This window comes from Paragemmobacter amnigenus, assembly GCF_009908265.2.
In the GTDB taxonomy this organism is placed as follows: domain Bacteria; phylum Pseudomonadota; class Alphaproteobacteria; order Rhodobacterales; family Rhodobacteraceae; genus Paragemmobacter; species Paragemmobacter amnigenus.
On record NZ_JAAATX020000009.1, the window covers coordinates 1 to 25,682 of the forward strand.

General features: G+C 61.9%; 19 protein-coding genes and 2 pseudogenes. 4 read left to right on the forward strand and 17 right to left on the reverse strand.

Features of this window, described 5'->3' with window-relative positions; translation table 11 throughout:
• Positions 1-257: 257 nt before the first annotated feature.
• The 6 genes from GU927_RS13005 to GU927_RS13030 form a co-directional block, all read right to left on the reverse strand.
• On the reverse strand, positions 258-518 hold the full coding sequence (locus tag GU927_RS13005; protein ID WP_161762892.1) for a WGR domain-containing protein: 261 nt from the start codon (positions 516-518) through the stop codon (positions 258-260).
• A gap of 68 nt (positions 519-586) precedes the next feature.
• The gene (locus GU927_RS13010; RefSeq protein ID WP_161762893.1) at positions 587-1,033 is read right to left on the reverse strand and encodes a hypothetical protein; all 447 of its coding nucleotides are present in this window, start codon (positions 1,031-1,033) and stop codon (positions 587-589) included.
• A complete protein-coding gene (locus tag GU927_RS13015; protein WP_161762894.1) occupies positions 1,030-5,910 on the reverse strand; it encodes a DEAD/DEAH box helicase in 4,881 nt (1,626 codons plus the stop codon). Before GU927_RS13015 ends, GU927_RS13010 begins: the two co-directional genes overlap by 4 nt.
• Positions 5,911-6,008: 98 nt before the next feature.
• A complete protein-coding gene (locus tag GU927_RS13020; RefSeq protein WP_161762895.1) occupies positions 6,009-6,944 on the reverse strand; it encodes a DUF2493 domain-containing protein in 936 nt (311 codons plus the stop codon).
• Between the two features lie 361 nt (positions 6,945-7,305).
• Positions 7,306-8,337: a DUF7146 domain-containing protein gene (locus tag GU927_RS13025; protein ID WP_161762896.1), complete on the reverse strand. Its 1,032-nt coding sequence runs from the start codon at positions 8,335-8,337 to the stop codon at positions 7,306-7,308.
• A gap of 11 nt (positions 8,338-8,348) precedes the next feature.
• A complete protein-coding gene (locus GU927_RS13030) occupies positions 8,349-12,740 on the reverse strand; it encodes a bifunctional class I SAM-dependent methyltransferase/DEAD/DEAH box helicase (RefSeq protein WP_161762897.1) in 4,392 nt (1,463 codons plus the stop codon).
• Positions 12,741-12,916: 176 nt separating this feature from the next.
• Between GU927_RS13030 and GU927_RS13035 the strand changes: the two genes are divergently transcribed.
• Positions 12,917-13,213 (forward strand): hypothetical protein, encoded by a 297-nt coding sequence (locus GU927_RS13035; protein ID WP_161762898.1) that lies wholly within the window; start codon positions 12,917-12,919, stop codon positions 13,211-13,213.
• A 17-nt stretch (positions 13,214-13,230) separates the two neighbouring features.
• On the opposite strand, the gene GU927_RS13040 is transcribed toward GU927_RS13035, so the two are convergent.
• The 3 genes from GU927_RS13040 to GU927_RS20500 are packed head-to-tail and all read right to left on the reverse strand — an operon-like array spanning position 13,231 to position 15,029.
• Entirely contained in the window at positions 13,231-14,253 is a 1,023-nt protein-coding gene (locus GU927_RS13040; RefSeq protein ID WP_161762899.1) for a nucleotidyl transferase AbiEii/AbiGii toxin family protein, read from the reverse strand.
• Positions 14,246-14,839: a DUF6088 family protein gene (locus GU927_RS13045; protein ID WP_161762900.1), complete on the reverse strand. Its 594-nt coding sequence runs from the start codon at positions 14,837-14,839 to the stop codon at positions 14,246-14,248. Before GU927_RS13045 ends, GU927_RS13040 begins: the two co-directional genes overlap by 8 nt.
• Before the next feature lie 58 nt (positions 14,840-14,897).
• Positions 14,898-15,029, reverse strand: a complete 132-nt coding sequence (locus tag GU927_RS20500) for a hypothetical protein (RefSeq protein ID WP_269770127.1) — start codon at positions 15,027-15,029, stop codon at positions 14,898-14,900.
• Between the two features lie 478 nt (positions 15,030-15,507).
• Between GU927_RS20500 and GU927_RS13050 the strand changes: the two genes are divergently transcribed.
• Entirely contained in the window at positions 15,508-17,577 is a 2,070-nt protein-coding gene (locus GU927_RS13050; protein ID WP_161762902.1) for a recombinase family protein, read from the forward strand.
• Here the strand turns inward: GU927_RS13050 and GU927_RS13055 are convergent.
• The 3 genes and pseudogenes from GU927_RS13055 to GU927_RS13065 all read right to left on the reverse strand — a co-directional run.
• Complete coding sequence (locus GU927_RS13055; protein WP_232489213.1) at positions 17,574-18,128, reverse strand: antitoxin of toxin-antitoxin stability system; 555 nt, start codon at positions 18,126-18,128, stop codon at positions 17,574-17,576. The genes GU927_RS13050 and GU927_RS13055 overlap by 4 nt on opposite strands.
• Positions 18,121-18,540 carry a hypothetical protein gene (locus GU927_RS13060; RefSeq protein ID WP_161762903.1) on the reverse strand — a complete coding sequence of 140 codons (420 nt, stop codon included), beginning with the start codon at positions 18,538-18,540 and terminating at the stop codon, positions 18,121-18,123. Before GU927_RS13060 ends, GU927_RS13055 begins: the two co-directional genes overlap by 8 nt.
• A 284-nt stretch (positions 18,541-18,824) precedes the next feature.
• Positions 18,825-19,046, reverse strand: a pseudogene (locus GU927_RS13065) (DUF6915 family protein); the annotation flags it as partial.
• Between the two features lie 75 nt (positions 19,047-19,121).
• Here GU927_RS13065 and GU927_RS13070 point away from each other — a divergent pair.
• Both GU927_RS13070 and GU927_RS13075 read left to right on the forward strand, forming a co-directional pair.
• Positions 19,122-20,264: a tyrosine-type recombinase/integrase gene (locus GU927_RS13070; RefSeq protein WP_045682654.1), complete on the forward strand. Its 1,143-nt coding sequence runs from the start codon at positions 19,122-19,124 to the stop codon at positions 20,262-20,264.
• Between the two features lie 26 nt (positions 20,265-20,290).
• Complete coding sequence (locus GU927_RS13075) at positions 20,291-22,306, forward strand: tyrosine-type recombinase/integrase (RefSeq protein WP_217765637.1); 2,016 nt, start codon at positions 20,291-20,293, stop codon at positions 22,304-22,306.
• A gap of 96 nt (positions 22,307-22,402) precedes the next feature.
• Here the strand turns inward: GU927_RS13075 and GU927_RS20695 are convergent.
• The 5 genes and pseudogenes from GU927_RS20695 to GU927_RS13095 all read right to left on the reverse strand — a co-directional run.
• Positions 22,403-22,582, reverse strand: a pseudogene (locus GU927_RS20695) (DUF6915 family protein); the annotation flags it as partial.
• A gap of 10 nt (positions 22,583-22,592) precedes the next feature.
• Positions 22,593-23,084 (reverse strand): DUF6878 family protein, encoded by a 492-nt coding sequence (locus GU927_RS13080; RefSeq protein WP_161762905.1) that lies wholly within the window; start codon positions 23,082-23,084, stop codon positions 22,593-22,595.
• Between the two features lie 100 nt (positions 23,085-23,184).
• Positions 23,185-23,703, reverse strand: coding sequence for a DNA repair protein RadC (locus GU927_RS13085; protein ID WP_161763088.1), 519 nt, complete (start codon positions 23,701-23,703; stop codon positions 23,185-23,187).
• Between the two features lie 108 nt (positions 23,704-23,811).
• Positions 23,812-24,252 (reverse strand): JAB domain-containing protein, encoded by a 441-nt coding sequence (locus GU927_RS13090; RefSeq protein WP_161762906.1) that lies wholly within the window; start codon positions 24,250-24,252, stop codon positions 23,812-23,814.
• Between the two features lie 124 nt (positions 24,253-24,376).
• The gene (locus tag GU927_RS13095) at positions 24,377-25,576 is read right to left on the reverse strand and encodes a DUF932 domain-containing protein (RefSeq protein WP_161762907.1); all 1,200 of its coding nucleotides are present in this window, start codon (positions 25,574-25,576) and stop codon (positions 24,377-24,379) included.
• Positions 25,577-25,682: the final 106 nt, after the last annotated feature.

Consider the following 25,682-nt stretch of genomic DNA (forward strand, 5'->3'; position numbering starts at 1 on the left):
TTCGGCAAGCGTCGGCGGGCTGCGGTCCGTGCGGCTGCGCAACGCCATGATGGTTTCGAGCAGTGGATCCGGGATGACGGCATAGCCGAGGCGCAGCCCCGGAAACAGCACCTTGGAGAAGGTGCCTAGAAACCAGTTCTATCGCTCATGGCAAGGAACGCGAAAAGCATCGCCTACCTGTGTTGAATGACAATTTGTCAGCGCTCGAAGCGATTTCAGATCGCCTTGGGTCGCGTTGGACCTCTCTGGTCCGCCCGTCAGCGAACGTAACCTTTCCGCTCCTTGGCTCGCGCAAGTTTCATCAGGGCGTTGACGGCCTGCCCTTCGTCAGAGTGGGTTTCGACTAGCATCTGCCCACGTGATCCGATCCGCCCCCATTCTCGCACCAGACTGGACTTACCGAAGAGATCGCTCTCAATTGCCATCCGATAGTAGCGCCGCATGTTGCGCGCAGGGTCAAGCCGCCGCAAATGCAGCAAGCGGGGGAAAACTTCGAACTGGTCAGAGGATGCGGACATTTCTACCGGGCAGTAAGGTATCCAGAATCTAACAGGCAGGACGCTTCACTGAAAGCCGGGAAAACCTTTCAGGGCGTACAAAGCTTCGCATCATCAAGTGTGCTGGCGTAGAGCAGACAGGTTTCCATGTCGGCCAAGGTGGCCTCCAATCGGTCGTAGTCGGATTTCAGCGCCCGGGCTGCGGTGATCGTTTCGTCAAATTCTGTGGCCAGCTCTTTGTGCTTCTTGAGCAGGCCATTGTATTCATCAACCAACGTGTTGTTTTCACCGAGCAGCTTGTCATAGGCTGCGGCGCATTCGGTCACGTTGGATTTGCACGTGAAGCCTTCGTAGTCGCATTGGTACTTGTCGAAACAGGCTGCGTTCTGGTCGACGCACATGCCACTGCTCGAGCAGACCGTATCGCCAAATCCGAGGCATGCTCCCCGGTCACCGTAGGAACAACTGAACCCCTGCTGTGCACTGACGCCGGTCGGGATCAATGTAAGTGCAAGCATCAAGCCCCGGATCATCATGCCATCACGTCCAGCTTCGGCAGGCCGCGCACGATTTCCATGGTTCGCAGGCTGACGGTGATGACGCGTTGGAACAGTTCCAGGGGGTAGGCTGGGTTGTTCATCGTCTCGATGGCATAGCGGTTGGCGTCGTTTTCGATGCCGCTGTCTTTGTCGGTCTTGACCACCTGGCGTTCCATCACCCATTCCAGCGCGGGCTTGCCGTTCACGACGTAGTCGTAGGCCTCCAAGGGCACGTCCTGCATGGTTATGTTGGCGTTGTAGATGACGGTGGTCTTGTCCTTTTCCTTGCCCGCCTTGCCGAAAGCCCATTTCGTGACGCGGTAGAAGGCCTCGGGGTTCTTGATGTCGGCCAGGCGCAGGTCGCCTTGCTTGATCGTGACCGGGTAGGGTTCGACGGTTTCATAGTTCACATGCAGATCGCCGAGTTCGCGGCCCGCGCGGCAGAAGGCCCAGAAGTCGGCGGCGGTTTTCACGCGGGGGATGCGGGGCAGTTCTTTGGACAGGTTGTCGGCGTATTTCGTGCGGTAGTCCTCGGAGTGCAGCAGGCCGTAGACGTAGTAGAACAGGTCTTCCTTGGTGATAGTCTCACCGGGATAGGCATCCCGGAAGTGGTTTAGGCCTGCGTCCGTAATCCCGTCGAGACCTTCTTTTGATGGTGCTGTCGACGCGAACAGGTCAGTTTCGGCTACTTCCGGTGTGTCGGAGAACAACCTCAGTGGATAGCACTGCACCCCGTCGACATCAGAAAAGTGGATGCTGGGAACTGCATTTGTCATCAACGCGGAGAAGTTCCCTCGCCCACCCGGCCCAGAAGCGCAGATTGCAAGGTTATTGGTCGACGCCTCAGGAAAGAACCGGGGCATCAAATAACTGCTCCAATTCAAGGACTTGTGCTTGTAAACCCAATTCCTCAAGAAGGGCCGATACATGGCCTGCTGAATAACCTGCTCATGGAACTCGATCTTTCTGCCTTTTTCGACACTCCCTATCGTTGCTTGGCACCATTTGAATTTTGTTGGTTCCGTGTCGATGGAGTAGTTGGGATTGACCTGCCTTAGATCAACTTGGTGATTGAAAAATCGAATGCTTGCCTGAGTACGGGCCTCAAGCTGTCTCTTGGATGAATCGTAGACCCATACGTCGCGATTTGTTTTCAAACCCGCCGAATGCGTTTCGAAAAGGCCAGCTTCGATGCCGCCCTTTGCCGAGATCGGCAGAAACTTCTCAAAGTCCTGTCCGCGCTGACCGATCCAATCATGATGTTGATTTGGAATTATTGGGACCCATCCGTTGACTTTGGAAATACCGCTTATGCTTCCAAATTCGCGTACAATAGAGAGCTTTTCTTTCTGATCGAGATAGTCACCGATGTCGTGAAAGTGGATTTGACCATGCTTGGCAGCGCCAGGGTCTTTGACGAACACGTTGATAGAAATTGGTGTCCGCGTCCCTTCGCCAAAAACATTTCCTCTTTCCTTCCTGCGCTGCTCACCCGATGTTCGTGCATTTCCGCGCAGATGGAAGATATAAAGGTTCGAGAACTCGCTTTCCAAGCAGGCGCGCATACCATCTGCCGCCGTGCCGTCAAGCCAACCGGCATTGCTGACGTAGGCCATGACGCCAGCTTCACCAATGCGATCTGATCCCCATCGAACAGCCCGAATGTAACTGTCATAGAGCGACCGCATATTTGTGTTCGCGGATTGCGCGGCATATGTATCGCGGATGCGACCGTCTAGCGTCGGGTAGACCACATTGGCATTGTTGTCGTTCGCACTGCCCTGACCCGCCGAATAAGGCGGATTCCCTACGATCACCCGAATATCTGTCTCCTTCTGCCTTTTCCGCCGCTCGGAGTTATCCGGCATGTAATGCGAGATCAGGTCGTCGCTTTCATACATCTGGAAGGTGTCGGTCAGGCAAATGCCCTCGAACGGCACATACTCGCCGCCCTGCAGCCCGTGATAGACCGCCTCGATGTTGATTGCGGCGATGTAATAGGCCAGCAGCACGATTTCGTTGGCGTGGATCTCGTGGCGGAACTTGTGTTCCATCTCTTCGGGCGCGATCAGGCCGGATTGCAGCAGGCGGGTGATGAAGGTGCCGGTGCCGGTGAAGGGGTCGATGATGTGGACGCCGGGGGAGCCAAGGGTCTGGCCGAATTCGGACTGCAGTACCTCGTTCACCGAATGGATGATGAAATCCACGATCTCGACAGGGGTGTAGACGATGCCCAGCTTTTCGGTGGTGCGGGGGAAGGCACGGCGGAAGAACTTGTCGTACAGCTCGACGATCAGTTTCTGCTTGGCCTGCGGATCGGTGATGCCCTGTGACCGCAGCTTGACGCTGGCGTAGAACTTCTCGAGGTCGCGGGATTCCTTGTCGAGGTTGGCCTCGTTCAGCACATCCAGCACGCGCTGCATGGCGCGGGAGACGGGGTTTTCGGCGGTGAACTTGTGGCCTTCGAACAAGGTTTCGAACACAGGTCGGGTGATGATGTGCTGTGCCAGCATCTCGATGGCGTCGCCTTCGGAGATGGTGTCGTTCAGATCGTCGCGCAGTTCGCCAAGGAAGGCATCGAAGGCGCGGCGGGCCTCGGTGTCGGGATCCTTCAGCAGGGCAGTCAGGCGGGTTATGTGGTTCTTGGCGATTTCGGCGATGGAGGCTGACCAGTCCTCCCAATAGTCGCGGGTGCCGCACTTCTTGACGATCTTGGCCATGATGGCGCGGGAGAATTCGTCGATCGAGAAGGTCATTTCGGTTTGGGTGGGTTCTGGTCCTTCGATGACATCGTCGCCGGGACCGCCGCTGCCCGACCCGATGCCGGAACTGGCGGCCTTGGTCTTGCTCGGCAGGTTCTGGACGACAGCGGTAACGGAACGCAGTTCTTCAGATTCGGCATTGATGCCGACGATCTCGACCTTGTCCGAGATGTCCTGACCGAGGGACGCCTTGTTGATGGTGCTGTCGAAGCGTTCATCGTGGGCGCGCAGGGCGTTCAGGATCTGCCAGACGACGCGGTAGCGTTCATTGTCGGCCAGCGCCTGTTCGGGCGGAACCCCGGCAGGGACGCCCACGGGCAGGATGACGTAACCCATCTTCTTTCCGTCGGCGCGGCGCATCACGCGGCCGACTGACTGGACGACATCGATCTGGCTCTTGCGGGGGTGGAGGAACATGATGGCGTCGAGGGCGGGAACATCGACGCCCTCGGACAGGCAGCGGGCGTTGGTCAGGATACGGCAGACATTGTCGCCCGCGTCAGCCTTCAGCCAATCCAGCAAAGTGCCGCGTGTTTTGGCGTTGAAGGTGCCGTCGACGTGTTCAATCTGGCACTGGAGGTGGTCAGAGGGGATGTCTTCGTCGATCAGGCTGTCTTGGCCGAGGTATTCATCGACCACGGCGGTGAATTCGTCACGGATTAGCTTGGAACTGCGGATGTCCTTGGCGAAGGCCAGCGCGCGGCGCATAGGATGGGGGTCGGTGGAGACATCGGCCTTCAGGTCAATCTTGGTCAGCGCCTTGTAGCAGCCGATGATCTTGGTGGCGTCGTCCAGAACCAGTTCGCTGCCCGCATCGCCGAGCCGCTTTTGCACGGCCGCACTGACCAGGCCCTCGTCCATCGCCAGAACGATGACCTTGTAATCGGTCAGCAGGCCATTCTGAACCGCCCAGCCGAAACCCCGGTAAAACAGTGTCTCGCCGAAGAGGGCCGGGTTATCCATCGAGGCCAGCTCGGCGCCGACCTCATCCGCCTTGCTGCGCACATTGTCGCCAAATATCCGGGGCGTCGCCGTCATGTAGAGGCGCTTGCGGGCTTTCACATTGTCATTGCTGTGGATCTTGACGAAGTTCGACTCTTCCTCGCCGTCAAGGGTGGCGCCCGTGGTGCGGTGCGCCTCATCGCAGATGATCAGATCGAACTCGGGCAGTCCCGCTTCCTGCGCGCGGGAAAGCGTGACGATGGACTGGTAGGTTGAAAAGATGACGGTCATCCGATCCGGATCGTCCTCGCCCGCTTTCTCTGCGACCTTGACCGGGTCAGTGGTGGCCGGGAACGCTAGATCGTGGATCTCGATTTCCGCGATGTCGTCCGTGCTTTTGCGGCGCTTGCCGACATGGGCGTCAGAACAGACGGCGAAGGCCCGGATTGGCGTTTCGGTGTCATTTGTCCATTCACGCACAGTCTGGGACATGAGTGCCAGCGACGGCACCATAAACAGGACGCGCTTGCCCTTGCCTGCGATGGCTTCTGCGATCTTCAGCGAGGTGAAGGTCTTGCCCGTGCCGCAAGCCATGATCATCTTGCCGCGGTCGGCCGCCGCGAGGCCCTTGCTGACGTCTGCCAGCGCATCCTTCTGATGGTCCAGCAGAGACTTCTTGGCGCTGAGGACGATTTCGCCGCGCGCCTCAAAAATCGTCCAGTCGATCCGGCTTTCGCGAAGGTCGGTCAGGCCGATGCGAACGACGGGGATTGCCTGGTCCCGGATCATCTCCTCGGCGTTGGTACCCCATTCCTTTTCAGTAGTATCAAGAACGACGCGCCTGCTGAAAGGCTCCTTGCCAGAAGCCGAAATAAAACTGTCGATGTGGGCCTTCTGGATACGGGCATCCGCAGCGTAAAACTTTGCTTGAATGGCTGCGAAGCCTGCCTCATTACGCAGTTTTGCAACCAGGTCGATACCGACGTCTTTGCCGTCGCGGCCATTGGTTTTTGCCCATTCCGACCAAGTCCAGACCGCTTCATATTCTTCTGACTGAACAGGGTCATTCATGAAAAACACGAGGGCCAACCGTTCGAAATAGGTGCCCTTTTCACGCTCTGTAGCTGCAGCGTCGCGGTAAGACTGTAGGATTCGGTCGATGGCAGTCATAAGCACCCCTGACTATGTATTTCATCAACTTAGCGATGAACCAGCAGGGCGGCGACTACAAAAATTCGCCTTTGCTCCAGTGTCGATAAAAAGGGGGCTCACGCCCCCTTCTCGAACTTCAGGACAGGGATGCCCAGCTTCTTGGCCTTATCGGCGAGGTTTTCCTGGATGCCATTTCCCGGGAAGACAAGAACGCCCACGGGCAGCACGTCCAGCATGGCGTCGTTGCGCTTGAATGGCGCGGCCTTGGCGTGCTTGGTCCAGTCGGGCTTGAAGGCAACCTGCGTCACGCCGCGGGCTTCGGCCCATTTGGCGGCGATGAGCTCAGCTCCCTTGGGGCTGCCACCGTGCAAGAGCACCATGTCGGGATGTTTGGTCCGGACCTGGTCAAGCTTGCCCCAAATCAGGCGATGATCGTTGAAGTCGGTCCCGCCGGTGAGGGCGACCTTGGGGCCCGTGGGGAGCATCACCTCGGTTTCCGAGCGGCGCTTGGCGGCCAGGAAATCGCGGCTGTCGATCAGCGCTGCAGTCAGGTGCTTGTGGTTCACCATCGAGCCAGAGCGCGGCCGCCATGTCGAACCGGTATGAAGCTCAAACGCCTCCGCGCTGCGGTCGCGGAAGGCTTCAAGACAATGCCGCCGTTCGACAAGGCTGGTGCCTTCGGCCGTCAAGCGCTCAAGCTCGGTGGATTTCACCTCGGAGCCGTCCTGTTCGCGCTGCAGGCGGTGTTGCGCCACTTCGTTGTCATCGAGCAGGCGTTCCGTGCGGGCGGCGGCGCGGTGGAAGAGGTTGACCTGACCCCAGAGCAATTCTTCGAGGTCGGGTTCCATGCGGGTGTCCCCAAGGGTTGCGACGAGGGCATCGAAGATATCGCTGACCGCGTCGATAAGGCGCTCGGCCTCCGGCATCGGGCGCAGATCGACCTCGTCCTGGAAGGCACGGGTGCCGTAGAGCTGAAGCTCCTGAAGCGCCCAGGCGGTCTGGGAAAGGGCGGGGCTGCGGTCGAAATCCTCGCTCTGGAATTGGGTCGTCATGGTCTTTTGCCTCCGGCTGCTCGGTCCCGCGCGACATCCCGCGCGGCCTTCATGGGCTGCGAAAGCTGTCACTGGGGACGCCCCTTCACCCCTTCTTTGGGGCCGGAACGCATGTGGAGGAGGACGGGGGGCGGCTGATTTGCTTCGCGATGCAAAGGCGGGGCGAGCCCCGCCGGCGGAAATCAGTTGCCCCCCGTCCTTGAAGGGGCGGCCGCTTTGACGGCCGCCTGCCCATCTCTTGAAGGACGTGCGGGTGCCTGCGCGGGTTTGACAGCCGGGATGCGTGGAAAGACGCGACCCGGTTCCTCAAGCGCTGCGTGACCCCTGCCCCGCTTCCAGACTGCCTTTGCGCTTTTAGGGTTCAGATCGTCAGCCGATGCTGATCCTCGAGGTCGATCTGCTGTGCCAGGTGCTGGCTCAGCGCCTCAGCGCCGTGGGCTCGGAGATCGTCGTTGAAATCCCCGAGACGCGGCTCGAGCACCCGTACGGCAATCCCGGCCTCGGTTGCTCTGGCGGTCAACCTTTCCGCCGCGCGCTGCCCCGCCGGATCGCGGTCGATGGCGATGTAAAGGCGCTGCAACCCTGCAGGCAATAAGACGGCTCCGAGGTGACTCGACGAGAGCGCCGCCCAGACGGGCAACGAAGGTGCCGCCTCGCGAACGGACAGCATGGTCTCGATGCCTTCCCCCAGCACGAGGGTTTGATCTGCAGGAGCGATCCTGACAGCATTGCCGAGGAGGTGACCCATAGCCCGCCGCGGTGTGTCGACAGCCGCCTTGTCCTGTCCGTCGGGCTCAAGCCAAGTGCGATGCACGCCCTGCAGGGCCCCTGCCCCATCGGTGACCGCCGCGATCATCGCAGGTCTGGGAACAGGCTTGGTCTGGCCCTCATCCCGATGCCAGCACTTCGGGTGGAAGCGCAGGCTTGAACTCGGCAACGCTTGGGTGATGCCCCGGGCGCGCAGGTAGGCTTCTGCCAGAGTGCCTGCCAATGGCAGCGAGGCCGCAAACAAGCGCGCCGCTGCTGCTGGCGTACCCGACGGGGATTTTTGGCTGCGTGGGGAATTGGCATCCGGGAGAACCGGCTGCGGACGGCCAAGATGCGCGCGGGCCTCGGCCAAAAGGTCGGGAAAGCGGGTGATCCCCGTGCGTTCGCGGATGATGTCGAGGAGATCGCCGAATTCCGACGTGGCTGAATCGGTCCATTTGCCCCGAGCTCCCGGCCCCGAGGTGGGACCGGTCAGCCTGACGAACAGCGAGCGGCCCGGATTGTTTTGCAGATCACCGACCATCCAATAGGAGCCTTCCCGCCTGCCGGCGGGAAGATAATGGCGGCAAACGCTCTCGGCATTTTGCGAGAGATCCCGCAGCAGATCTTCTGTTTCCAATGACATGGCACACACGATTAACAACCTTTGCGTGCATGTAGACCCTGGATGGTGAAGCGTGCAAGCAGGTGGTCGAGCACGGCGATCCCACTCGCATCGGCGGGACAGAATAGCCGCAGCTTCCAGCTGATGATTTCCGAGAAGAAGCCATCAGCCTTGAGCCGGTCCTTCTGCGCTTCCGTGAACCCGGAGAGCTCGATCCGGTTGACCCCCATGACGCGGGAGCGGTGCAACTCCATTCCTTCGGCCAGCCGCACCACGGTCTTGCCCTCCAGAACGAGGGCATGGACCTGCGCTGCACTGAGCTTCGGCGCGTCATCCGCAAGCGTGGTCGCGACCCAGGCGGGTGAGACGCGGCGGCCGATGATGCGTTGGCCGTCATCGGTTTGGAGCCGGTAGACGCGGGTTTCGTCCTGTGGGAGCTGCTTCCAGATCGGCAACAGAAGCCCCGCGACGATGTGCAGCGTGGCTTCCGAGAACTCCGGCACCTCAGCCAGTTCCGCGGTCCAGGCGGCGGCGAAGGTGGCGCGGTCGGCTTCCAGCCAGTGGGTGTCCTCCATCATCTTGGCCGGGACTGTGCTCGCCTCGGTCGGACGGATCAGACGCAGGCGCGGCTCAATGGTGCCGTCGTCCAGCATCAGGCTGGTGGCAGGCACCTGCACGGCGGCCCGGCCCGAGCGGCTGTTGACCAGGAGCCGTGCCTTCGGGTCATCAAGCCAGTCCAGCGCATCGGCCAGCGAGGTCGGCGTGTTGCGCCGCTTCTCCGCGATGGTCAGAAGCTGGGTTTCTGCACCGGAGCCGGGATGGGTGTAGATCACCCGTGCATCCGTGACGTGGAAGCTCTCGGCGCGCAGCGTCTCGAGCCCGAGGTCATAGACCCCGGCCGCGATGGCGCCCTCGATCCGCTGGTCGAGCAATTCCTCGAAGGCCGAAAACAGCACGGCCTGCATGTCAATCGTCAGCGCCAGCAGGCGATTGAGGAAGGTCGTGATCGGCGGCAAGTCGTCCTTCAGACCATTGTCATCGGTCAGGCTGAGCCCCGTCGCATCCTCGAAGGCCCCGAGTGAGCAGCCCGGCACATCGCCGCGATAGAGTTTGCGGTAAAGCTGGCGCAGGGCATCGCGGGCGTAAGGCGACTCGAGGTTGTCCTCGGGTCGGAACAGCCCCTGCCCGCCGGTCTGGCGCTGGCCGCGCGTGATGGCACCGAGCGTGTCGAGGCGACGGGCGATGGTGCTGAGAAAACGCTTTTCTGCCTTCACATCCGTGGCCACGGGCCGGAAGAGCGGCGGCTGCGCCTGATTGGTGCGGTTGGTGCGACCCAGTCCCTGAATGGCCGCATCCGCCTTCCAGCCCGGCTCCAGAAGATAATGGACGCGCAGTCGCTGGTTCTTCGCCCCGAGATCTGCATGATAGCTGCGTCCCGTGCCGCCAGCATCTGAGAAGATCAGGATGCGTTTCTGGTCATCCATGAAAGAGGCGGTTTCCGCGAGATTGGCAGACCCCGCCCGGCTTTCCACGACGAGGCGCGCGGCATGCCCTTCGCCCTTCCTCACGATGCGGCGCGAGCGGCCCGTCACTTCCGCCACGAGATCGGTGCCGAAGCGCTGCACGATCTGATCCAGCGCGCCGGGCACGGGGGGAAGCGAGGCCAGCTTTTCGATCAGGGCGTCGCGGCTGCGGGCAGCCTCCCGACACTCGACGGGCTGGCCATCACCGAACACGGGCCGCGACGACAGTTTGCCCTCGCTGTCAGTGAAGGGCTCATAGAGCTGCACCGGGAAGGAATGGGCGAGGTAATCGAGGACATATTCCCGCGGGGTGATGTCGGCGCGGATGTCGCTCCATTCCTCGGTCGGGATGTCCGAGAGGCGACGTTCCATCAGCGCCTCGCCGGTCGAGACGATCTGGATGACGGCGGCATGGCCCGCTGCGAGGTCGGCCTCGATGGACGCGATCAGCGTGGGGGTTTTCATCGAGGTCAGAAGGTGGCCGAAGAAGCGCTGCTTGGCAGACTCGAAGGCCGAGCGCGCGGCGGACTTGGCCTGGCGGTTCAGCGTGCCGTTGGAGCCTGTCGAGCTGGCCGGGCCAGTGATGTTGGCGGCCTCCATCGCAGCGGCGAGGTTGTTGTGGATGATGGCGAAAGCCCCGGCATAGGCATCGTAGATGCCGCGCTGCTCCGGGGTCAGCGCATGCTCCAGCATCTCGTATTCGACGCCGTCATAGGAGAGCGAACGGGCGGTGTAGAGGCCAAGAGACCGCAGGTCGCGGGCTAACACCTCCATGGCGGCGACGCCGCCTGCCTCAATGGCCTCGACGAATTCGGCGCGCGTTGCGAAGGGGAAGTCTTCCCCGCCCCAAAGGCCGAGGCGTTGTGCATAGGCGAGGTTGTGAACTGAGGTCGCCCCGGTGGCCGAGACATAGACCACCCGCGCATTCGGTAGCTTGTGCTGCAGGCGCAGGCCTGCCCTGCCCTGCTGCGAGGCCTCAGTGTCGCCACGCTCGCCCTTCGAGCCGGCGGCATTGGCCATCGCGTGGCTTTCATCGAAGATGATGACACCATCGAAGTCGACCCCGAGCCAGTCCGCGATCTGGTCGACGCGGGATTTCTTGGCCCCGCGTTCTTCTGAGCGAAGTGTGGCGTAGGTGGTGAAGAGGATGCCCTCGGTGAGGGGGATGTCGCGGCCTTGCGCAAAGCGCGACAGCGGCGTGACAAGCAGCCGCTCTTGCCCGAGAGCCGACCAATCGCGCTGAGCATCCTCCAAGAGCTTGTCGCTCTTTGACACCCAGAGGGCCTTCCGGCGGCCTTGGCACCAGTTGTCGAGCAGTATCCCGGCCGATTGGCGGCCCTTGCCCGCCCCCGTGCCATCGCCAAGAAAGAAGCCACGACGGAAACGGATGGCGTCAGGGGCATCATCGGGCGCGGCCGAGACCATGTCGCCGGTTTCATCGACTGTCCACGACCCCGCGAGACAGGCGCCATGCGCTTCACCAGCGTAGATCACGGTCTCCAGCTGCGCGTCGGACAGAAGGCCATCGCGCAACACGGCAGCGGGCAGCTTCGGGCGGTAGCTGGGTTTTGGGGGCGCGGCCGAGGCCATGGCCGCCGATTGCACCAGCTTGGTCGGGTGTGGTTCTGCCCCGGGGATGTCGATCGCCTGCAGGCGGAAGGTCTCGTAAATCGCATCCGACAGGCGCGCAGTATCATCGTTGTCGCGCCCCTCGCACAGGGTATAGGCGAGGTCTTCGGCCTCGATCTTAGCGATGGCTTGCGCGGGTTGGGCCGCAGAAGTCACGCGAGATATGCCAATGGCCTTGCGCGTGGAGGGGGCAGAGTTTCCCGCGAAGAGGGAAAAACGGCTCTGACTTGCCGTGGCGGCCTGATCCGACTCAAAGCGTGGCGGAACGTCAGCGGTGATCCGGGAGAGGAGATGCGCTACATCCGGAGACGTTGGCTGACGCAGGTCAGCGGTGACGCCACCCATCTCGCCACTATAGCATTTGTCGAAGACCGAAATCCGGGTCTCTAAAGTGGTGCCATGCTTGGCGAAGGCGGCTCCCGACACAGCGCCGGTGAAAACCAGATGCGCGGACTCGGTTAGGCGGTCGAAAGTCTCGGCCCAGGCCGGAGCGTCGGGCGCGAAACCGGCACCGGTGATGGCGACCAGCCGCCCACCAGGGGCCAGCCGGGCAAGCGCCGAGCGCAGATGCCGCGCCGTCGCTTCGGTGGTGCGGCCATCGACATTTGCCACCGCCGAGAACGGCGGGTTCATCAGGATGACGCTCGGGCGCATGCCCGCGTCGAGATGATCGTCAATCTGCGCGGCGTCAAAGCGAGTGACCGGGCAGCCCGGAAACAGCAGTCGCAGAAGGTCGGCGCGGGTGTCTGCCAACTCGTTCAGTGCGAGGCTGCCGCCCGCGATCTCGGCGAGGATCGCCAGAAGCCCGGTCCCGGCCGAAGGCTCGAGGACCAAGTCACGGGGAGTGATCTGCGCAGCCGCGAGCGCCGCGAGTCCCATAGGCAGCGGCGTCGAGAATTGCTGGAATCGCTCCATCTCCTCCGAGCGCCGGGTGTGCGTGGGCAAGAGGCCCGCCACCTTGGCGAGGATGGGCAGCAGCGCTGCAGGCGAGCCAGCCCGAGCCAACAGCGCACGGCCGAATTTCCGCAGGAAGAGGACAAGCGCAACCTCGCCCGCCTCATACGCCAGTTTCCAATCCCAAGCGCCCATCGCATCGGTGCCGCCAAAGGTGCGCTCCATTTCGAGACGCAGGCGCAGGGCGTCGATCTGAAAACCCTGCGCCAGATCCGGCTGCAGAGATTGCGCCACGATCACAATAGCGGCGGCGGTGTCGGGGCATTGCAGCGGGGCTACCAGCGGCAGCGCAGTTGCGACTGAAGTCTGAAACGTCATCGGGGATCTCCGGATTGGGACAAGGACAAACCGTCGGGGCACTCTCTCTGTCCCCCTTCGGTTTAGCCTTTTCCCGCTCCCCTCTGCCTCTCAAACCCCGGAACTACGGATGCGCGGCTTGATTTTGTTCCCTTAATGTTCTATATACAAACTCAACGCCACAAGGGAGATATCCCATGGAAGCCACGACCTTTGCCCTGCCCGCCACCCCGCGTCAGATCGCCTATGCGCGGTCATTGGCCCTGCGAAACCAGACCCTGCTGCCGTGGGAGATCCAGCAGGATCGGCGCTCCTTAAGCACCTGGATCGATGCGCAGGCGCAGATGAAACCCCTCTCCGCGCTCGACAGCCGGCCGTCCTCCAAGCAGGTCGCCTTTGCCGAGCGTCTCGCACGCATCAAACGGCGCGCTGTCCCGGATGAATGCTTTCGCGATAAAGGCCTGATGTCGAAGTGGATCGACGGGAATAGGTGAACTTAGCTGGACTGCAGCTAGGTCTGCGGCGCGAGAGCGTTTGCCTTACGTGCGATGATTTCACACCGCTCCATGAGCAGGTGAAATGCTTCGGGCTCCGTCGCGAAGAGCCCGTCCTCCGACATGCGTCGGTAGTCTTCAGCCAGTAGATCAAAGGCTGCTCCGGCAGGAACCAGCTGCAACCTACCAGTGACCGCAGCCAGATAGTCGATCTTCTGGCCGTGCGAATCCTTTTCCGCAAAGAACATGCTTTTGTGGCTGGCGACAGCACGCGCAAGGGCATGATCGCCAATGGCAGCGTCAGCAATGCCGGCGGCGTCAAGTCGGGTGAGGTCGTGCCAGTGCCTGGAAAATCTGTCGCCCCGCATGCGCTCTTGCTGGCAGAAGACGTGTATGGCGGTGGCCTTCTCCCAGAAAGTACGTTCTGCATGCATAACCCGGGGAAGGGCTGTTGGGAAACTCACCCCTTCGACAGGCCCCGCCGCGTCACAAACGATGCTGCGCATTGATGCGGGCTCACCTGTCGATCTTGCCCCGAATTCGAGCATGACACTTGGTGAGACATATCCCGTACCTTTGGCGACTGGCGGGTAGTCGATGAAGAGCTTGTCGCCATCTGGGCGGATCGCTGCTTGAAGGCCCTGCAGAGCAATAGCCTTCGTGATGATCGGCTGAACTGTGTCCGCGACCCAAAGGGGCAGAACCTCGCGAACCCGACGCGACCACCGGCGCTCTTCGCTGGTCGTCGCAGGAATGGCGTTACCCCGCGCCTCCACCAACTCAGGCACGAGGGCGCGGATGTCATAGGTCAGATCGACATCTTCAGAAAACCGGTCAATGACGCCGTAGGCTTTCGAAAGAGAGGTGCCGCCCTTGAACACCAGATCGTCTTTGACAGCGGATTCAAAAAGAACCTGCAAGGCCCAGACGACCCACACATCCTTTTCCAACAGATGCGAGGGCCGACCGAGACGATCTGCGGCAATACCCAAAACATCGAGGCGATCAGCCGCCTCGAGGGTTAGAAATGCTTCAGCCATGCGCGACTTTACCAACAGTGCGGGCAAGCCATGTGGGGAACTGGGGTGCCGCCATCACCAACTCCATCAACACGGCATTCGGCAGTTTTGCCTTTAGCGTTTGCAACGCGCTCTCTGCCTGCTCTGGCCCGAGCCATGCCAAGGCCCTGACGGCCTGCCCAGCAGTTTTGCCGGCAAGCGAGAGCTGCCACTTCGGCGCATGGCGCAGCTCGACGGATTGCTTGCCCATCGTCAGGGTTCGGCTGCGCCCAGAGGTCAGGTAAACAGACCGGACAGGTACTTGAGTCGTTAGGCCAAGCGCATTCGCAGCGGCGGCACCGTTGGGCACAATGACCTCTCCACGTTGCTGAGCCAAAGCCTCAACTGCTTGCTCAATCGAAGGGCTTCTCGGCCCAAACCGCGTTTGGACAGGACGCAGATAAACGCCACGCCCGGCCCGGATGAGTTGGCCGCGCTCGGTCAGGCGCGAGAGGGCCTGATCCACTGCAGCCCGCGATCCGAGGTGCAATAACCCCTTCGCCGCAAGCGGCGTTCCTTCTGGCAAGGCGGCAGCCTGCTGGATGATCTGTTCTGAAAGTCGTTCCATGATCTTTCTCCTGTCAGAAATATACGCAAGTTTCTGACAGTTTGCAATGCGCGCCACTTCAACTTGACCCAAACCGCCGCCCTCCTTCGGTGAAGGTGTACTCGTTGACGATGATGCCCTCCTCGATGGCCTCGTCCGACGTGAGGTGATCGTATTCGGCCTGAAGCTGCCGATAGAGCCAACGGGCCATCTCAGGGTCATTCTGCCCATATCGGCGAGTTTGTGACCGTGCATTACCCTTACCACCCGCTTTTCGGAAGGCGGGTGCGGTGCGAAGGCGTCGATCGGTCCCGGAACGGTGCGATGGCGCGCGTTGAAGCCGCGCCGGGGCATGTCATCATAATTTCCACCTGGATGCTCGATCCGGTCGCCTGCGTGGGCATGGCGATTGGCGAGGCGCGCGTTTCGCTTAGCGCCCTCGTCGAACTCGCCGAATTCCTCGCCACTCATCGCGGACGGGTATGCTCCTCGACTGTAAGTTCAGTTCTGGAGATTCCCCCCGATGAAGCGATCGACATCGAATCCGCCCGAGAGTTCCCGCCAAATGATCATGGCGTTCGATTCCCACAAGATGCGCGGCATGAGCCCGAGGCAACGCGAAGCAGTCCTGGTGGCGCTGGCGAACCTGCTGATGGAGGCGACCGAGGCTGCCGGGAAGGAGGAGCCGCATGAACGCGCTTAGCCCTCTTCCCCCGGCAATTCTGAAGCGCAAGGCTGTCGTTTATGTGCGGCAATCGACACAAAGTCAGGTCCTGCACAATCTTGAAAGCCAGCGAAGCCAGTACGACCTTGTGAATACGGCTCGTCGGCATGGATTCCAACAGGTCGAGGTCATCGACGATGATCTCGGGCGCTCAGCCAGCGGCGCTGTCGCCCGCCCAGGCTTCGAACGTCTCGTCGCCTGGCTCTGCGCCGGGGATGTGGGCGCAGTGCTTTGCCTCGACGCTTCGCGCCTCGCCCGAAACGGGCGTGACTGGCACCACCTGCTGGAGCTTTGCGGTCTAGCCGACGCACGGGTCATCGACCAAGACGGCATTTACAATCCTTGTTCCCCCAATGATCGTCTGTTGCTCGGCATGAAGGGAACGATCAGCGAGTTCGAACTCGGCATTCTACGGGCGCGTATGCTCGAGGCGGCTCGGTCCAAGGCCAAACGGGGCGAGCTGCGCATCAACGTACCCATCGGCTATGTTTGGCACCGCGATGCGGGCCTTGGATTTGATCCCGATCTGCGTGTGCAGGAGGCCATCCGCCTGATCTTCAGCCGCTTCCGGGAACTGAAAAGCGGCCGTCAGGTCCTTTTGTCGCTGACGCAGGACAAGCTCTCGTTCCCACGCCCATCCGAAGGGCGATACATGACCTCATTCGATTGGACACCAGTCCGGTATCGTAACGTTATCTCTGTGCTAAAGAACCCCTTCTATGCTGGGATCTACGCTTATGGGAAAAGCGGACCCCGCGCCGAGATAGTCGATGGGCGAGCACACAAGTCCTACGGCCATGGCAAGCCCATGGAAGAATGGGAGATCTTTCTGAAGGACCACCATGAAGGTTATATCGGCTGGGAAGAATATGAGCGCAATCTGGGCCACCTGGCGACCAATGCGCACGGTCGGAAAGGCGGTGTAAAGTCTGGGCGCGGCGGGCGCGCGCTGCTCTCTGGGTTGATGTCCTGCGCGCGATGCGGCTGCCGTATCACGGTCACCTATCCCGGCCAGGCCCTGAGCCCGGTCTACCGTTGCGACTATATGAATTCGATGCTTGGCCACAACCGGTGTCTTCATTTTGGCGGGTCGCGGATCGACGCCGCGATCGCCGCGGAGATTCTTCGCGTGGTGCAGCCCGTTGCGGTAGAAGCAGCTAGGGAGGCAGAACGAATGCTGACAATGGCCAGCGAAGAACGACGACGCGCTGCGGAACTCGACTTGCAGAAGGCGCAGTATGAGGCTGGGCTGGCAGAGCGCCGCTATGCGGCCTGCGATCCCGAGAACCGGCTTATTGCCGCAACGCTTGAACGGAACTGGGAGGCGACCCTGCAGCGTCTCGAGGCGTGCAGAATGCGCGTTGACGTTGGGGAGGCCCCCATCGCCGCAGTGGAACCGCCCGACCTTGAGGGCTTGGCTGAAGACGTGGCCGCGGCCTGGAACGCGGCTGGCGTCAGCGCACGGACTCGCCAACGCTTGGTGCGCACGCTGATCAAAGACATTGTCGCGGACGTCGATGAGCAAAGTCGCGAAGTGATCCTGACCATCCACTGGCAAGGTGGCCAACACTCCCAGCTGCGCGTCAAGAAGCCCAAACCCGGCCAGCATGGCCGCGTGACTTCCGAAGATGCTTTGACCTTGATCCGATCCATGGCCGGGCGTTGGAGTGATAGTGACATTGCGGCGACGCTCAACCGAATGAGCCTGCGCACGGGGTGCGATCACAGTTGGACTGCGAAGCGTGTTTCCTCCACCCGGAAGATCAATGGCATACGAGCTTACGCGTCAGCCGACAAACAGGGCGGGTGGCTGACGATGGCCGAAGCGGCAGAGAAGCTCGGCGTGTCACATCACGTTGTCCGCCGCTTGATCAAAGAGAAAATCCTGCCTGCTGAACAGGTTATGCGGCATGCTCCACATCAGATAAAGGTTGTCGATCTGGAGCGCGAGGAGGTTGTCGAAGCCGTGAAGCACCGTAAAGCCCCGTGTCGCGACCCTCGGCAAGCCACGCTCCCAATGATTACAAACACTTAGAAAGAGGTGCATAATGAATCGTTGTCGGCGAGATCGCGCAGGGCTTCGGTCAAGGTCTCTTCGGCATCTTCGGTCGGCGATTGGCAGGTCGGGCTGTCGCGCGTGACGTCCACCGACATGGAATATTCGTGATAGTATCGGCCACGGTGACTGGCCTCGGCGGCGAGCTGGTAGAAGTTCCGCCGCTGGATGGCTTGCAGGCGGTCGGCGATGCCGTGCAGCGTCGCGTCCGTCGGGGCGTAGTCCCGGATGCGCGCCGGTGCGCCCTTCGAGTGACTGAGGTACCCTTCGAAGGACGCCCCGTCGCCCTGGCTCCAGAAGCCGGAGAACCAGATGCAGGGTTTGGCCCGCATCCCGCCACCCATAAGGCGAACGGGCCTGGTCTTCAAACGAATGCCGAGGATTTCACAGACCCGCTCGAAATCCTCGTAGACCGCGTCCCACCAAGCGTCATGGGGCTCGAGTTCGCGGTACCAGCTGCGCGCCTTTTCTTTGGCTGTATCCGAGAGTTCGGGGAACTGGTAGACGGTGGTGCAGATGACTTCAGGCATCGACGTCATCCCCGTTCAGCGCGGCGGCAAGCCATTCCTGGCTGCTGGTCCAGCCGATGGATTTGCGGGCACCGAGATCGATGACATGCGCGCCGCCGCCGAAGGCGTCGAGGCGTGGCCGGGAGCAGGTCAGAGCGTAGGTGAAACCCCAAAGGCCCTTGAGGTCGAACGCCTCGGCAAGGCACAGCACGAAGCCGATCACCTGTTCGACGTCGCCAGATTCATCGTCGTGGATCCAGAGGATATGCGCAGCGTCGCCCTCTTGCAGCGAAAGTTCAAAGCCGCTGCAAAGTGGTTCATCGCGGTCCGCGTCTTCAAGCCGCGACTGGACGAACATGCGATGCGCGGCAAGTGCGTTTTCCGAAGTGCCAACATCGAGCAGGCACGAGAAATGCGTGAAGTAATCAGCCATAGGTGACTCCTGAATGAGAACCACCCGACCGAAGGGCCGGGCGGTGTGATTGGAGGGGGGTAAGTCTTTGGGGTCGGGTGTCTGCCGGTCAGGACGACGCTGACCTTGCCCTGTCCTGTGCAGCCTCATGCGCATTCAGCATGTCGCGGTAGAACCGCCGCCGCGACAGCCGCAGACCGGGCTGGCGGCGAATCCACGGATGCAGCGCTTTGACCGCAGCCTTGATGACATCACGCGGTTTTGCCGTCAGGGGAAGATTCAGATGGGGATAGAACGGGTCCACGTCACTTGACCTCCAACACGGGCGATACCAGGTGCGGATCGACCAAAGGCTCAAGCTTCTCAGTTCGCCCCATCCAAGGTTCCGGCCGGATCGCCTTGACCCAGTCCGAAAAGCTGGGGATGAAGCCCAAATCTTCGCGGACGTGCTGCTCGCCGACCCATCGGGTTGGGATGATCCGGCCCGTCGACAGTGTGATCGTCGGCCCGAAGATCGTCTCCAGCATTATATAGACAGAGTCGGTCAAAACCGACTTCGGGCGTATCGTGGCAGGCGATTTAGACTCAGTCGGAGATGCGCCATGGTGGATGCAAAGCTTGAAGGCGCCGGCCCTGATCCATCTTCGTTCGCTGCAACCATCGCCGCGTTCGTGACGTACCTGAATGGGTCGGGATGTTCTCCCAACACCGCGCGCGCTTATCAGCACGATCTTTCGCATCTTCTTTCCTTTCTTGATGAACAGGGGTGGGATTGGCGTGCGCTGACACCGGCGCGCGCGGTTGACTTGCTGATCCATCTGCGCAGCAAGCCGAGCCGTCGCCGCGGCACCGGGCCGTACCCGTCGTTGGCCGCGACCGATGGAGAACGATCTGCTCGGCTCAGCACGGCGACGATCAACCGGGTGCTTGCAGCGGTTTCTTCATTCTTCGAATGGGCGCGGTTCACTGATCGTTTTGCTGGCCCAAACCCGATCACCCGAATTCATGATCGCGCTGCCGCACATGTCGCTGAACGCCATCGACCGTTCCTGACTGGCGTCACCTCGCAGTCGGCCTTACGGAGCCCGGTGCGGTTGCGGCAGATCCATCGTTTGCCCCGCCCGATGGCGGATGAGCAGGTCGACGCGCTGATCGCGCAGCTGCGAACGCGCCGCGATCTGGCAATCATTCGCTTGATGCTCGACGGCGGTCTGCGACCAGGTGAGGTGCTTGGCTTGCACCTCGCCGACATCGCATATGGCAGGCGACGGGTGACCGTCAGGGTGCGTTTCGATCACCCGCGCGGCGTTCGGAGCAAGTCACGATCTGAGCGCGTCGTCGATTTGCATGAAACTGCAACGCTGCAGTCAGTCAGCGGATATGTCATGACCGAACGACCACAGGATACAGACAGTCCCTTCCTGTTTCTAGTCGGTGGCAGTGGCCCACGCAGGCATGAGCCACTTTCCTACGCCGCGCTGGCCAAGCTTTTTGCGAGGGCGTGCGATCGTGCGAACATACGTAAACCATGGGTGACCCCACATGCCCTGCGCCATACACATGCAACAAAGATGTGGGAGGCCGGGATGCGCGAGCTGACGCTTCAGCGAAGGCTTGGTCATGCATCGCCAGAAGCAACCCGCGTTTACACCCGGGTTTCCGATCCGATTGTTGTCGCCGAATATCGCCGTGCCCTCGGCCTTCCAGACGAGAAGGTGCAGGACCCTGCGGAAGGCGCAAAGTGATGCGGGGCCCAGTCTCCGCGGCAGCGATGCAGGCACGTTCGATCAATGCCCCATCTCTCTTTCGCAGCAGCCACTGTTCGGCCGATGAATACGACGCGTTTCTACAACGCTGCTATCCGACGAAGCAGTTCGTCCAACAACGCCGAAGTCAGCGCAAGCAATTCGTCGAGGCCTGGCCACACATTGAAGAATGGCTGGCCGCGCCGCTCGCAGTCCGTGTCGGTCGGATCAACGGGCAAACCAGAGCTACCCTTCAGGATCGACCCTCCTATTTCGCGCGCGCCTATCTCTACTATCTGGCGCTGAAAGGGCATCTACGATTGGATTATCCGTGGCTGCTCGCCGTCGGCGACCTTTGCGTTCACGACGTGGCACGGCTGTTGGATATCGATCTCGGTGTCGAGAGACTTGCGCGCGAGGCGACAGACCTAGGTCTCGTCTATGCGGGTGCTGATCGAGCAATGCGGTGGACGCTCGGGCGTCTCGCCCTTCACCAGGGACCCCAACTGGTCAGCGCTTTGCGTCAGAACGACATCAATGAGCTCCTCGTCGCCGTTCGGATGTTCGGCGATAGATCAGATCTTGGTGCCTACTGGACCTCGAGCGACCGGTATCGTCTGGTCTCCAAAGCTTGGATTACGATGATCGGCCAGCTGCGCTTGGCACTCTATCACCGCGGGCAAGTCGACGACCCGCCGCGAAAGATCATGCCATCGGCGGATTTGAAGGCGGCACAGCCTGAAATGGGCGCATTGATCGATGAATGGCTTGTACGCCGTGCACCAAGCTTGCGACCGGTCACCGTGTACCACCACGCGCTTACCGCCCGCCGATTTCTGCAGCATTTGGCCAAAACGGCACCAGAAGTGCGCACCTTTGGGCAGGTAAAGCATGAGCACATCGTCAGCTGGATGAACGCGATGAAGACCGAGTTGTCGCCAAAGACCGGGCGACCACTCACTGCGAATTCTCAGAGGGGACGCGTTGTCCGGCTGGCACAATTCTTCAAGGATGCCGAGGACTGGGCGTGGACTGAAGTGCCGCGATGGCCGCTCGTGGCAAAACGCGATCTGCCGCGCGTGCCCGACCGAATTCCCCGATACATCCCTCGTGCTGAGCTCGAACGGCTGATGGAGGAAATCCGGGCGCTTTCCGATCCGTTCCAGCGCGCAGCTATGCTCCTCGCTAGGTGGTCAGGTGCGCGCCGCAGCGAAATTCAGCGCCTATCTGTGGACTGCCTCGACCAATACGCCGATGGCACGGCGCGCCTTCGGCTGCCTGTCGGTAAGACCGCCCGTGAGCGCCAAATCCCACTGCATGATGAGGCCGCAGAGGCCCTTCGGGTTGTGCTGGGTCTCCGCGCTAAGGTCGCAGACCGAATGCTGCCCGACGAACGGACAGGCGATCTCGTCCGGTTCGTGTTCGTCTGGCGCGGAAAACTGATGAGCGGACGCCATCTGTTTGGTGCGCCATTGAAGCGGGTGTGTGCCGCCACGGGCTTGGTCGACGCCCGAGGCAGGCCAACCGTGACCATGCACCGATTCCGCCACACGCTCGGAACCGAACTCGCAGAACGCGGTGCAAAGCTTCACACCATCATGAGCGTCCTCGGCCACGAAAGCCCTCAGATGACTATGGTATATGCGCGGATCGGCGACGCAGAGGTGCTGCGCGACTACCAGTCCGTTCTGGAACCAGGCGCCATGATTGCGGGTGCAGGAGCGGAAGTGATCCGATCCGGAAATCTTGGCGAAAGCGCGGTCGACTGGCTTCGCAGCAACTTCTTCAAGACTGCGCTGGAACTGGGACATTGTCTGAGGTTGCCCTCGGAAGGTCCTTGCGAATGCGACCTTTACCTGAGCTGTTCTCGCTTTGTAACGACGCCGTGCTACGCGCCGCGGCTGCGCGAACGCCGTCGATTGGAACTGTCTCTCGCCGAAGACGCGCGCGCCCGCTCTTGGTCGCGCGAAGTCGAACGTCATTGCGCCGTCGCAAGAAGAGTCGAACAACTCTTGACCGACCTCGGCGAGGAATTGGAATGAAATACGCCCCCGGACACGGAACAGGCCGACCACCGCCAGCTTTTTGGGGAGCGCGGCGGTCGGCCTGTTCCTACCCAATACCCCTGCACCTTTACACTTGCCTGTCCATGTAACGGCCATAAAGATGCCCTCGGCATGGTGGCGCAGCGCCCGATGCCGGAAGTCGGCCGTGATCTCCTTGCTGGCATCGAACCAGGCATGCACCGAGATGAAATCGTCGACCGTGCCGCCCCATTTCTTCACCGAGGACAGGGCGTGGTGATAGGGATGTGCCATACCCGCCCCCTCAGAAATGGTGAGTGTAGAGTTCGGACGACGTGAAGCGTTCGTTGAACTCGAGGTGGATGCAGCGGGCCGCGGCGTCGAAGCAGAACTCGCCGTAGGCGCCGTCGTTGTTTTCCCAACCGCCATGGGTATCGGAGAGGAAATCGTAGGCGAGTTGCTCGACCACATCCTCCAGCGAGAGCTGCCGCATCTCGACCTCGGGGTCGTCCCAGGTCAATGCCGCATAGGCGATCTCGGTCGCTGGGAACTCGACGGCGGTCTCGCCGGACCAGGCGCCGATGCTTTCGATCTGGCCACTGTCCCCGGCACCGTCGAAAGTCACTGTGACATGGGTGATGTCGGCGGCCATGAGGCCGTCGAAGAGGCGGTCCTTGTTGCCCGGGCGCAGCGCTTCGATCCGGGTGGTGCGTTCGGCATGCGCCGCGAAGATCTGCGCCATGTCGACGGTCGTGGGTGCCATCGGCGGCGCGAGGGTGGGTTCAGTCAGGGTCATCGGGGGTCTCCTGTAGGGGAAAGGGATTGAAGCCGGGCCGGGCGATCTCTCTCCCCCGGACAAGCTCCAAATCCCCCGGCCCTTCTCTGCCTCTCGGGCATCACGCCGCGACCTGCAGCGCCCGGGCGGCGAAGGCGCGCCAGAGCGGGTCGACGAGACGCGCATCAAGAAGATCGGCGCGGTGGCGTAGCCGCTGCGCCAGATCGGGCTCACCCCAAGCAGCCGCGCGGCCCGCCTGCGCGCGCAGCTGGCTTGCCTCGGTTACGACGCCCCGCGCCTCGGCACCGCTCGTCACCGGGTGGCACCAGGCGACGGCGTGGTCGCTGGCGGCCCCGGCCAGCACAAGGCGCTCGTCGCGGTCGAGGATCGCCAGAAGCTGGGGCGCGGCGTTCGTGTCCATCCCCTCGGCATGGTCGATCGCGCCCTGCATGGCCTCGGCCAGCGTCGCGAAGCGGGCGAGCACTAGGGGCGCGGCGCGGCCCGACATGAGATCAGTCGGTGCGCGGCGCGACAGGGTCAGGGCGAAGGGATGATTGGGGTCAGCGTCGCCCGAGGGAAAAAGCGGCGGAACGCCCCGCGCGTAGGCGGTCGGGTGGTTCGGCAAGGGCAGGTCGAACATGGGCAGATCTCCGACGGCGCGGGAAGCCTCTCTCCCCGCTTCACCGTCAAAGACCAAACCGCCGCCCTCTTCCTCGAAGGGGCGACGGTGATGGATCTGGCCGCAGCGTCAGAGCTTGCCGAGTGCCCGCAGGCTCAGCTCCGTCCCGGCACCAACTATGATGTGGTCGTGCAGCGTCAGCCCGAGGTACTTGCAGCCCTTCTGGATCTCCTTGGTCATGCTGAGATCTGCCTCCGACGGCGTCGGGTCGCCCGATGGATGGTTGTGGACCAGGATCAAGGCGCTGGCGTTCAGCATCAACGCCCGCTTGATCACCTCGCGCGGATAAACCGGGACGTGATCAACTGTGCCAGTCGACAGGAGCTCATCGGAGATGATGCGGTTCTTGCGGTCGAGATAGAGGACGTGGAAGCGCTCGACCGGTCCGCGGACGGTGAGCGCGCAATAGTCCATGAGCGCCTGCCAGCTGCCGATGACCGGGTTCTGGCTGAGGTAGCGGCCGAGGATGTCACGTGCCTCGAGGACGATAGTTTCTTCCTGGGGGGTCATGGGATCTCGCTGAAAAGCGCAGGCCGAAGCCCCCTGCCCTCTCGAGGCGGGGCCTGCGGCATGCTGTTTGAAGGGGAAAGTGCGACCGCCGCGCGCGAGGGCGGTCGCGATGTCGGGCCCGGCGTCAGCCGACCCGATCGATGAGCTTCTTGGCGCGCCCTTCCATGTCGAGGCGGGCGTCCTGCTGGGTCTTGTCGCGCGCGAGCCGCGTGATGCCCTGCACGAAGTCGAAGATGCTCTCGGGCGGGCGGCCCTCTTCCATCAGCACCTTCTCGATGATCTTGCCCGACTCCGCCTTCGAGAAGCCGCGTTTTCTCAGGAAGTCATCCCTGTCCTCGTCCGTCCGCGCGACGATCTGCTGCCGTGCGGCCTTGATGCCGTTCACGAAGCCCTGCGGCGAGGAATTGGCGAAGCGCGTCAGCGCCGGGGCCGCCTCATGGGCAAAGCGGGATGCGGCATACTTCGAGTGGCGGATGGTGATCTCCTGGAAATCCTCGACGCCCCACAGGTTGCGGTTCTGGCACACCGCGCGAAGATAGAAGCTCGCCATCCCAAGTGTCTTCGCGCCCACCTCGGAATTCCAGCAGTAGAAGCCCCGGAAATAGAGATCGGGGGAGCCATCGGGCAAACGGCCCGCCTCGATCGGGTTGTGATCGTCGACCAAGAAGAGGAAGACATCGCGGTCCGAGGCATAGAGCGTGGTAGTGTCGCGGCTAATCTCGACATCGGGGTTGTAGACCCCGGTCGACCAGTCGAGCACGCCCGGCACCTTCCAGCGCGTGTCACCGGTGCCATTGCCCGCGATGCGCTGCACCGCCTCGACCAGTTCATGGTCATGGATGCGGCCATAGTCGGGGCCGGTCACGGCACGCAGTTCGGTGCGGCCATCTTCGGTTTCGAAGGTCTTCACCTGCTCGGCGCGGTGGTTGGTCAGGCCGTATTGCAGGTTGATCCCCGCCAGCGGCGCGGGCAGCTGCCGCAAGTAGGAAGCCGGAGCGCCAACGATGCTGGCAAGCTGGCCGAAGGCCCAGTGCGTGGGTGCGACCGGTTCATGTGCCTTCGGCAGCATCAGGTGCAAGCGCTCCGGGTTGTCGCGCGCGGCCTCGACGTGGATGTCGGCGGTCTGCACGATCCGGCTGCGGCTGCGCTCGGAGCGGCCCTTCACCGATGTCCAGAGATCGTCGAGCGACAGATACCGCTCATCATCTGGCCGGTTGAACCATTCGGACGACACCCGCCCGTTCCGCTCACCCCGGCTCACGTCGACTTTCCAGCCACCAGTCCGCGTCGGTGCGACCGGATCCAGAACTTCAACAACGCCCATCGGTTATCTCCCGCGACGGGCGCCGGGAGCCACTCTCCCAACCCTCAACCCGTCACCGGGAAACCGGCACTCCTCTTACTCTTCGGGCCGTAACCAGCATCGGTCC

Excerpts from the sequence above, each read along its gene's own strand:
- GU927_RS13030 (WP_161762897.1), bottom strand. The coding sequence starts at position 12,740 with ATGACGTTTCAGACTTCAGTCGCAACTGCGCTGCCGCTGGTAGCCCCG.
- GU927_RS13090 (WP_161762906.1), bottom strand. The coding sequence starts at position 24,252 with ATGACCCCCCAGGAAGAAACTATCGTCCTCGAGGCACGTGACATCCTC.
- GU927_RS13080 (WP_161762905.1), bottom strand. The coding sequence starts at position 23,084 with ATGACCCTGACTGAACCCACCCTCGCGCCGCCGATGGCACCCACGACC.
- GU927_RS13035 (WP_161762898.1), top strand. The coding sequence starts at position 12,917 with ATGGAAGCCACGACCTTTGCCCTGCCCGCCACCCCGCGTCAGATCGCC.
- GU927_RS13045 (WP_161762900.1), bottom strand. The coding sequence starts at position 14,839 with ATGGAACGACTTTCAGAACAGATCATCCAGCAGGCTGCCGCCTTGCCA.
- GU927_RS13010 (WP_161762893.1), bottom strand. The coding sequence starts at position 1,033 with ATGATGATCCGGGGCTTGATGCTTGCACTTACATTGATCCCGACCGGC.
- GU927_RS13055 (WP_232489213.1), bottom strand. The coding sequence starts at position 18,128 with ATGCCTGAAGTCATCTGCACCACCGTCTACCAGTTCCCCGAACTCTCG.
- GU927_RS13005 (WP_161762892.1), bottom strand. The coding sequence starts at position 518 with ATGTCCGCATCCTCTGACCAGTTCGAAGTTTTCCCCCGCTTGCTGCAT.
- GU927_RS13015 (WP_161762894.1), bottom strand. The coding sequence starts at position 5,910 with ATGACTGCCATCGACCGAATCCTACAGTCTTACCGCGACGCTGCAGCT.
- GU927_RS13075 (WP_217765637.1), top strand. The coding sequence starts at position 20,291 with ATGCAGGCACGTTCGATCAATGCCCCATCTCTCTTTCGCAGCAGCCAC.
- GU927_RS13070 (WP_045682654.1), top strand. The coding sequence starts at position 19,122 with ATGGTGGATGCAAAGCTTGAAGGCGCCGGCCCTGATCCATCTTCGTTC.
- GU927_RS20500 (WP_269770127.1), bottom strand. The coding sequence starts at position 15,029 with ATGGCCCGTTGGCTCTATCGGCAGCTTCAGGCCGAATACGATCACCTC.
- GU927_RS13085 (WP_161763088.1), bottom strand. The coding sequence starts at position 23,703 with ATGTTCGACCTGCCCTTGCCGAACCACCCGACCGCCTACGCGCGGGGC.
- GU927_RS13020 (WP_161762895.1), bottom strand. The coding sequence starts at position 6,944 with ATGACGACCCAATTCCAGAGCGAGGATTTCGACCGCAGCCCCGCCCTT.
- GU927_RS13060 (WP_161762903.1), bottom strand. The coding sequence starts at position 18,540 with ATGGCTGATTACTTCACGCATTTCTCGTGCCTGCTCGATGTTGGCACT.
- GU927_RS13025 (WP_161762896.1), bottom strand. The coding sequence starts at position 8,337 with ATGTCATTGGAAACAGAAGATCTGCTGCGGGATCTCTCGCAAAATGCC.
- GU927_RS13050 (WP_161762902.1), top strand. The coding sequence starts at position 15,508 with ATGAACGCGCTTAGCCCTCTTCCCCCGGCAATTCTGAAGCGCAAGGCT.
- GU927_RS13040 (WP_161762899.1), bottom strand. The coding sequence starts at position 14,253 with ATGGCTGAAGCATTTCTAACCCTCGAGGCGGCTGATCGCCTCGATGTT.
- GU927_RS13095 (WP_161762907.1), bottom strand. The coding sequence starts at position 25,576 with ATGGGCGTTGTTGAAGTTCTGGATCCGGTCGCACCGACGCGGACTGGT.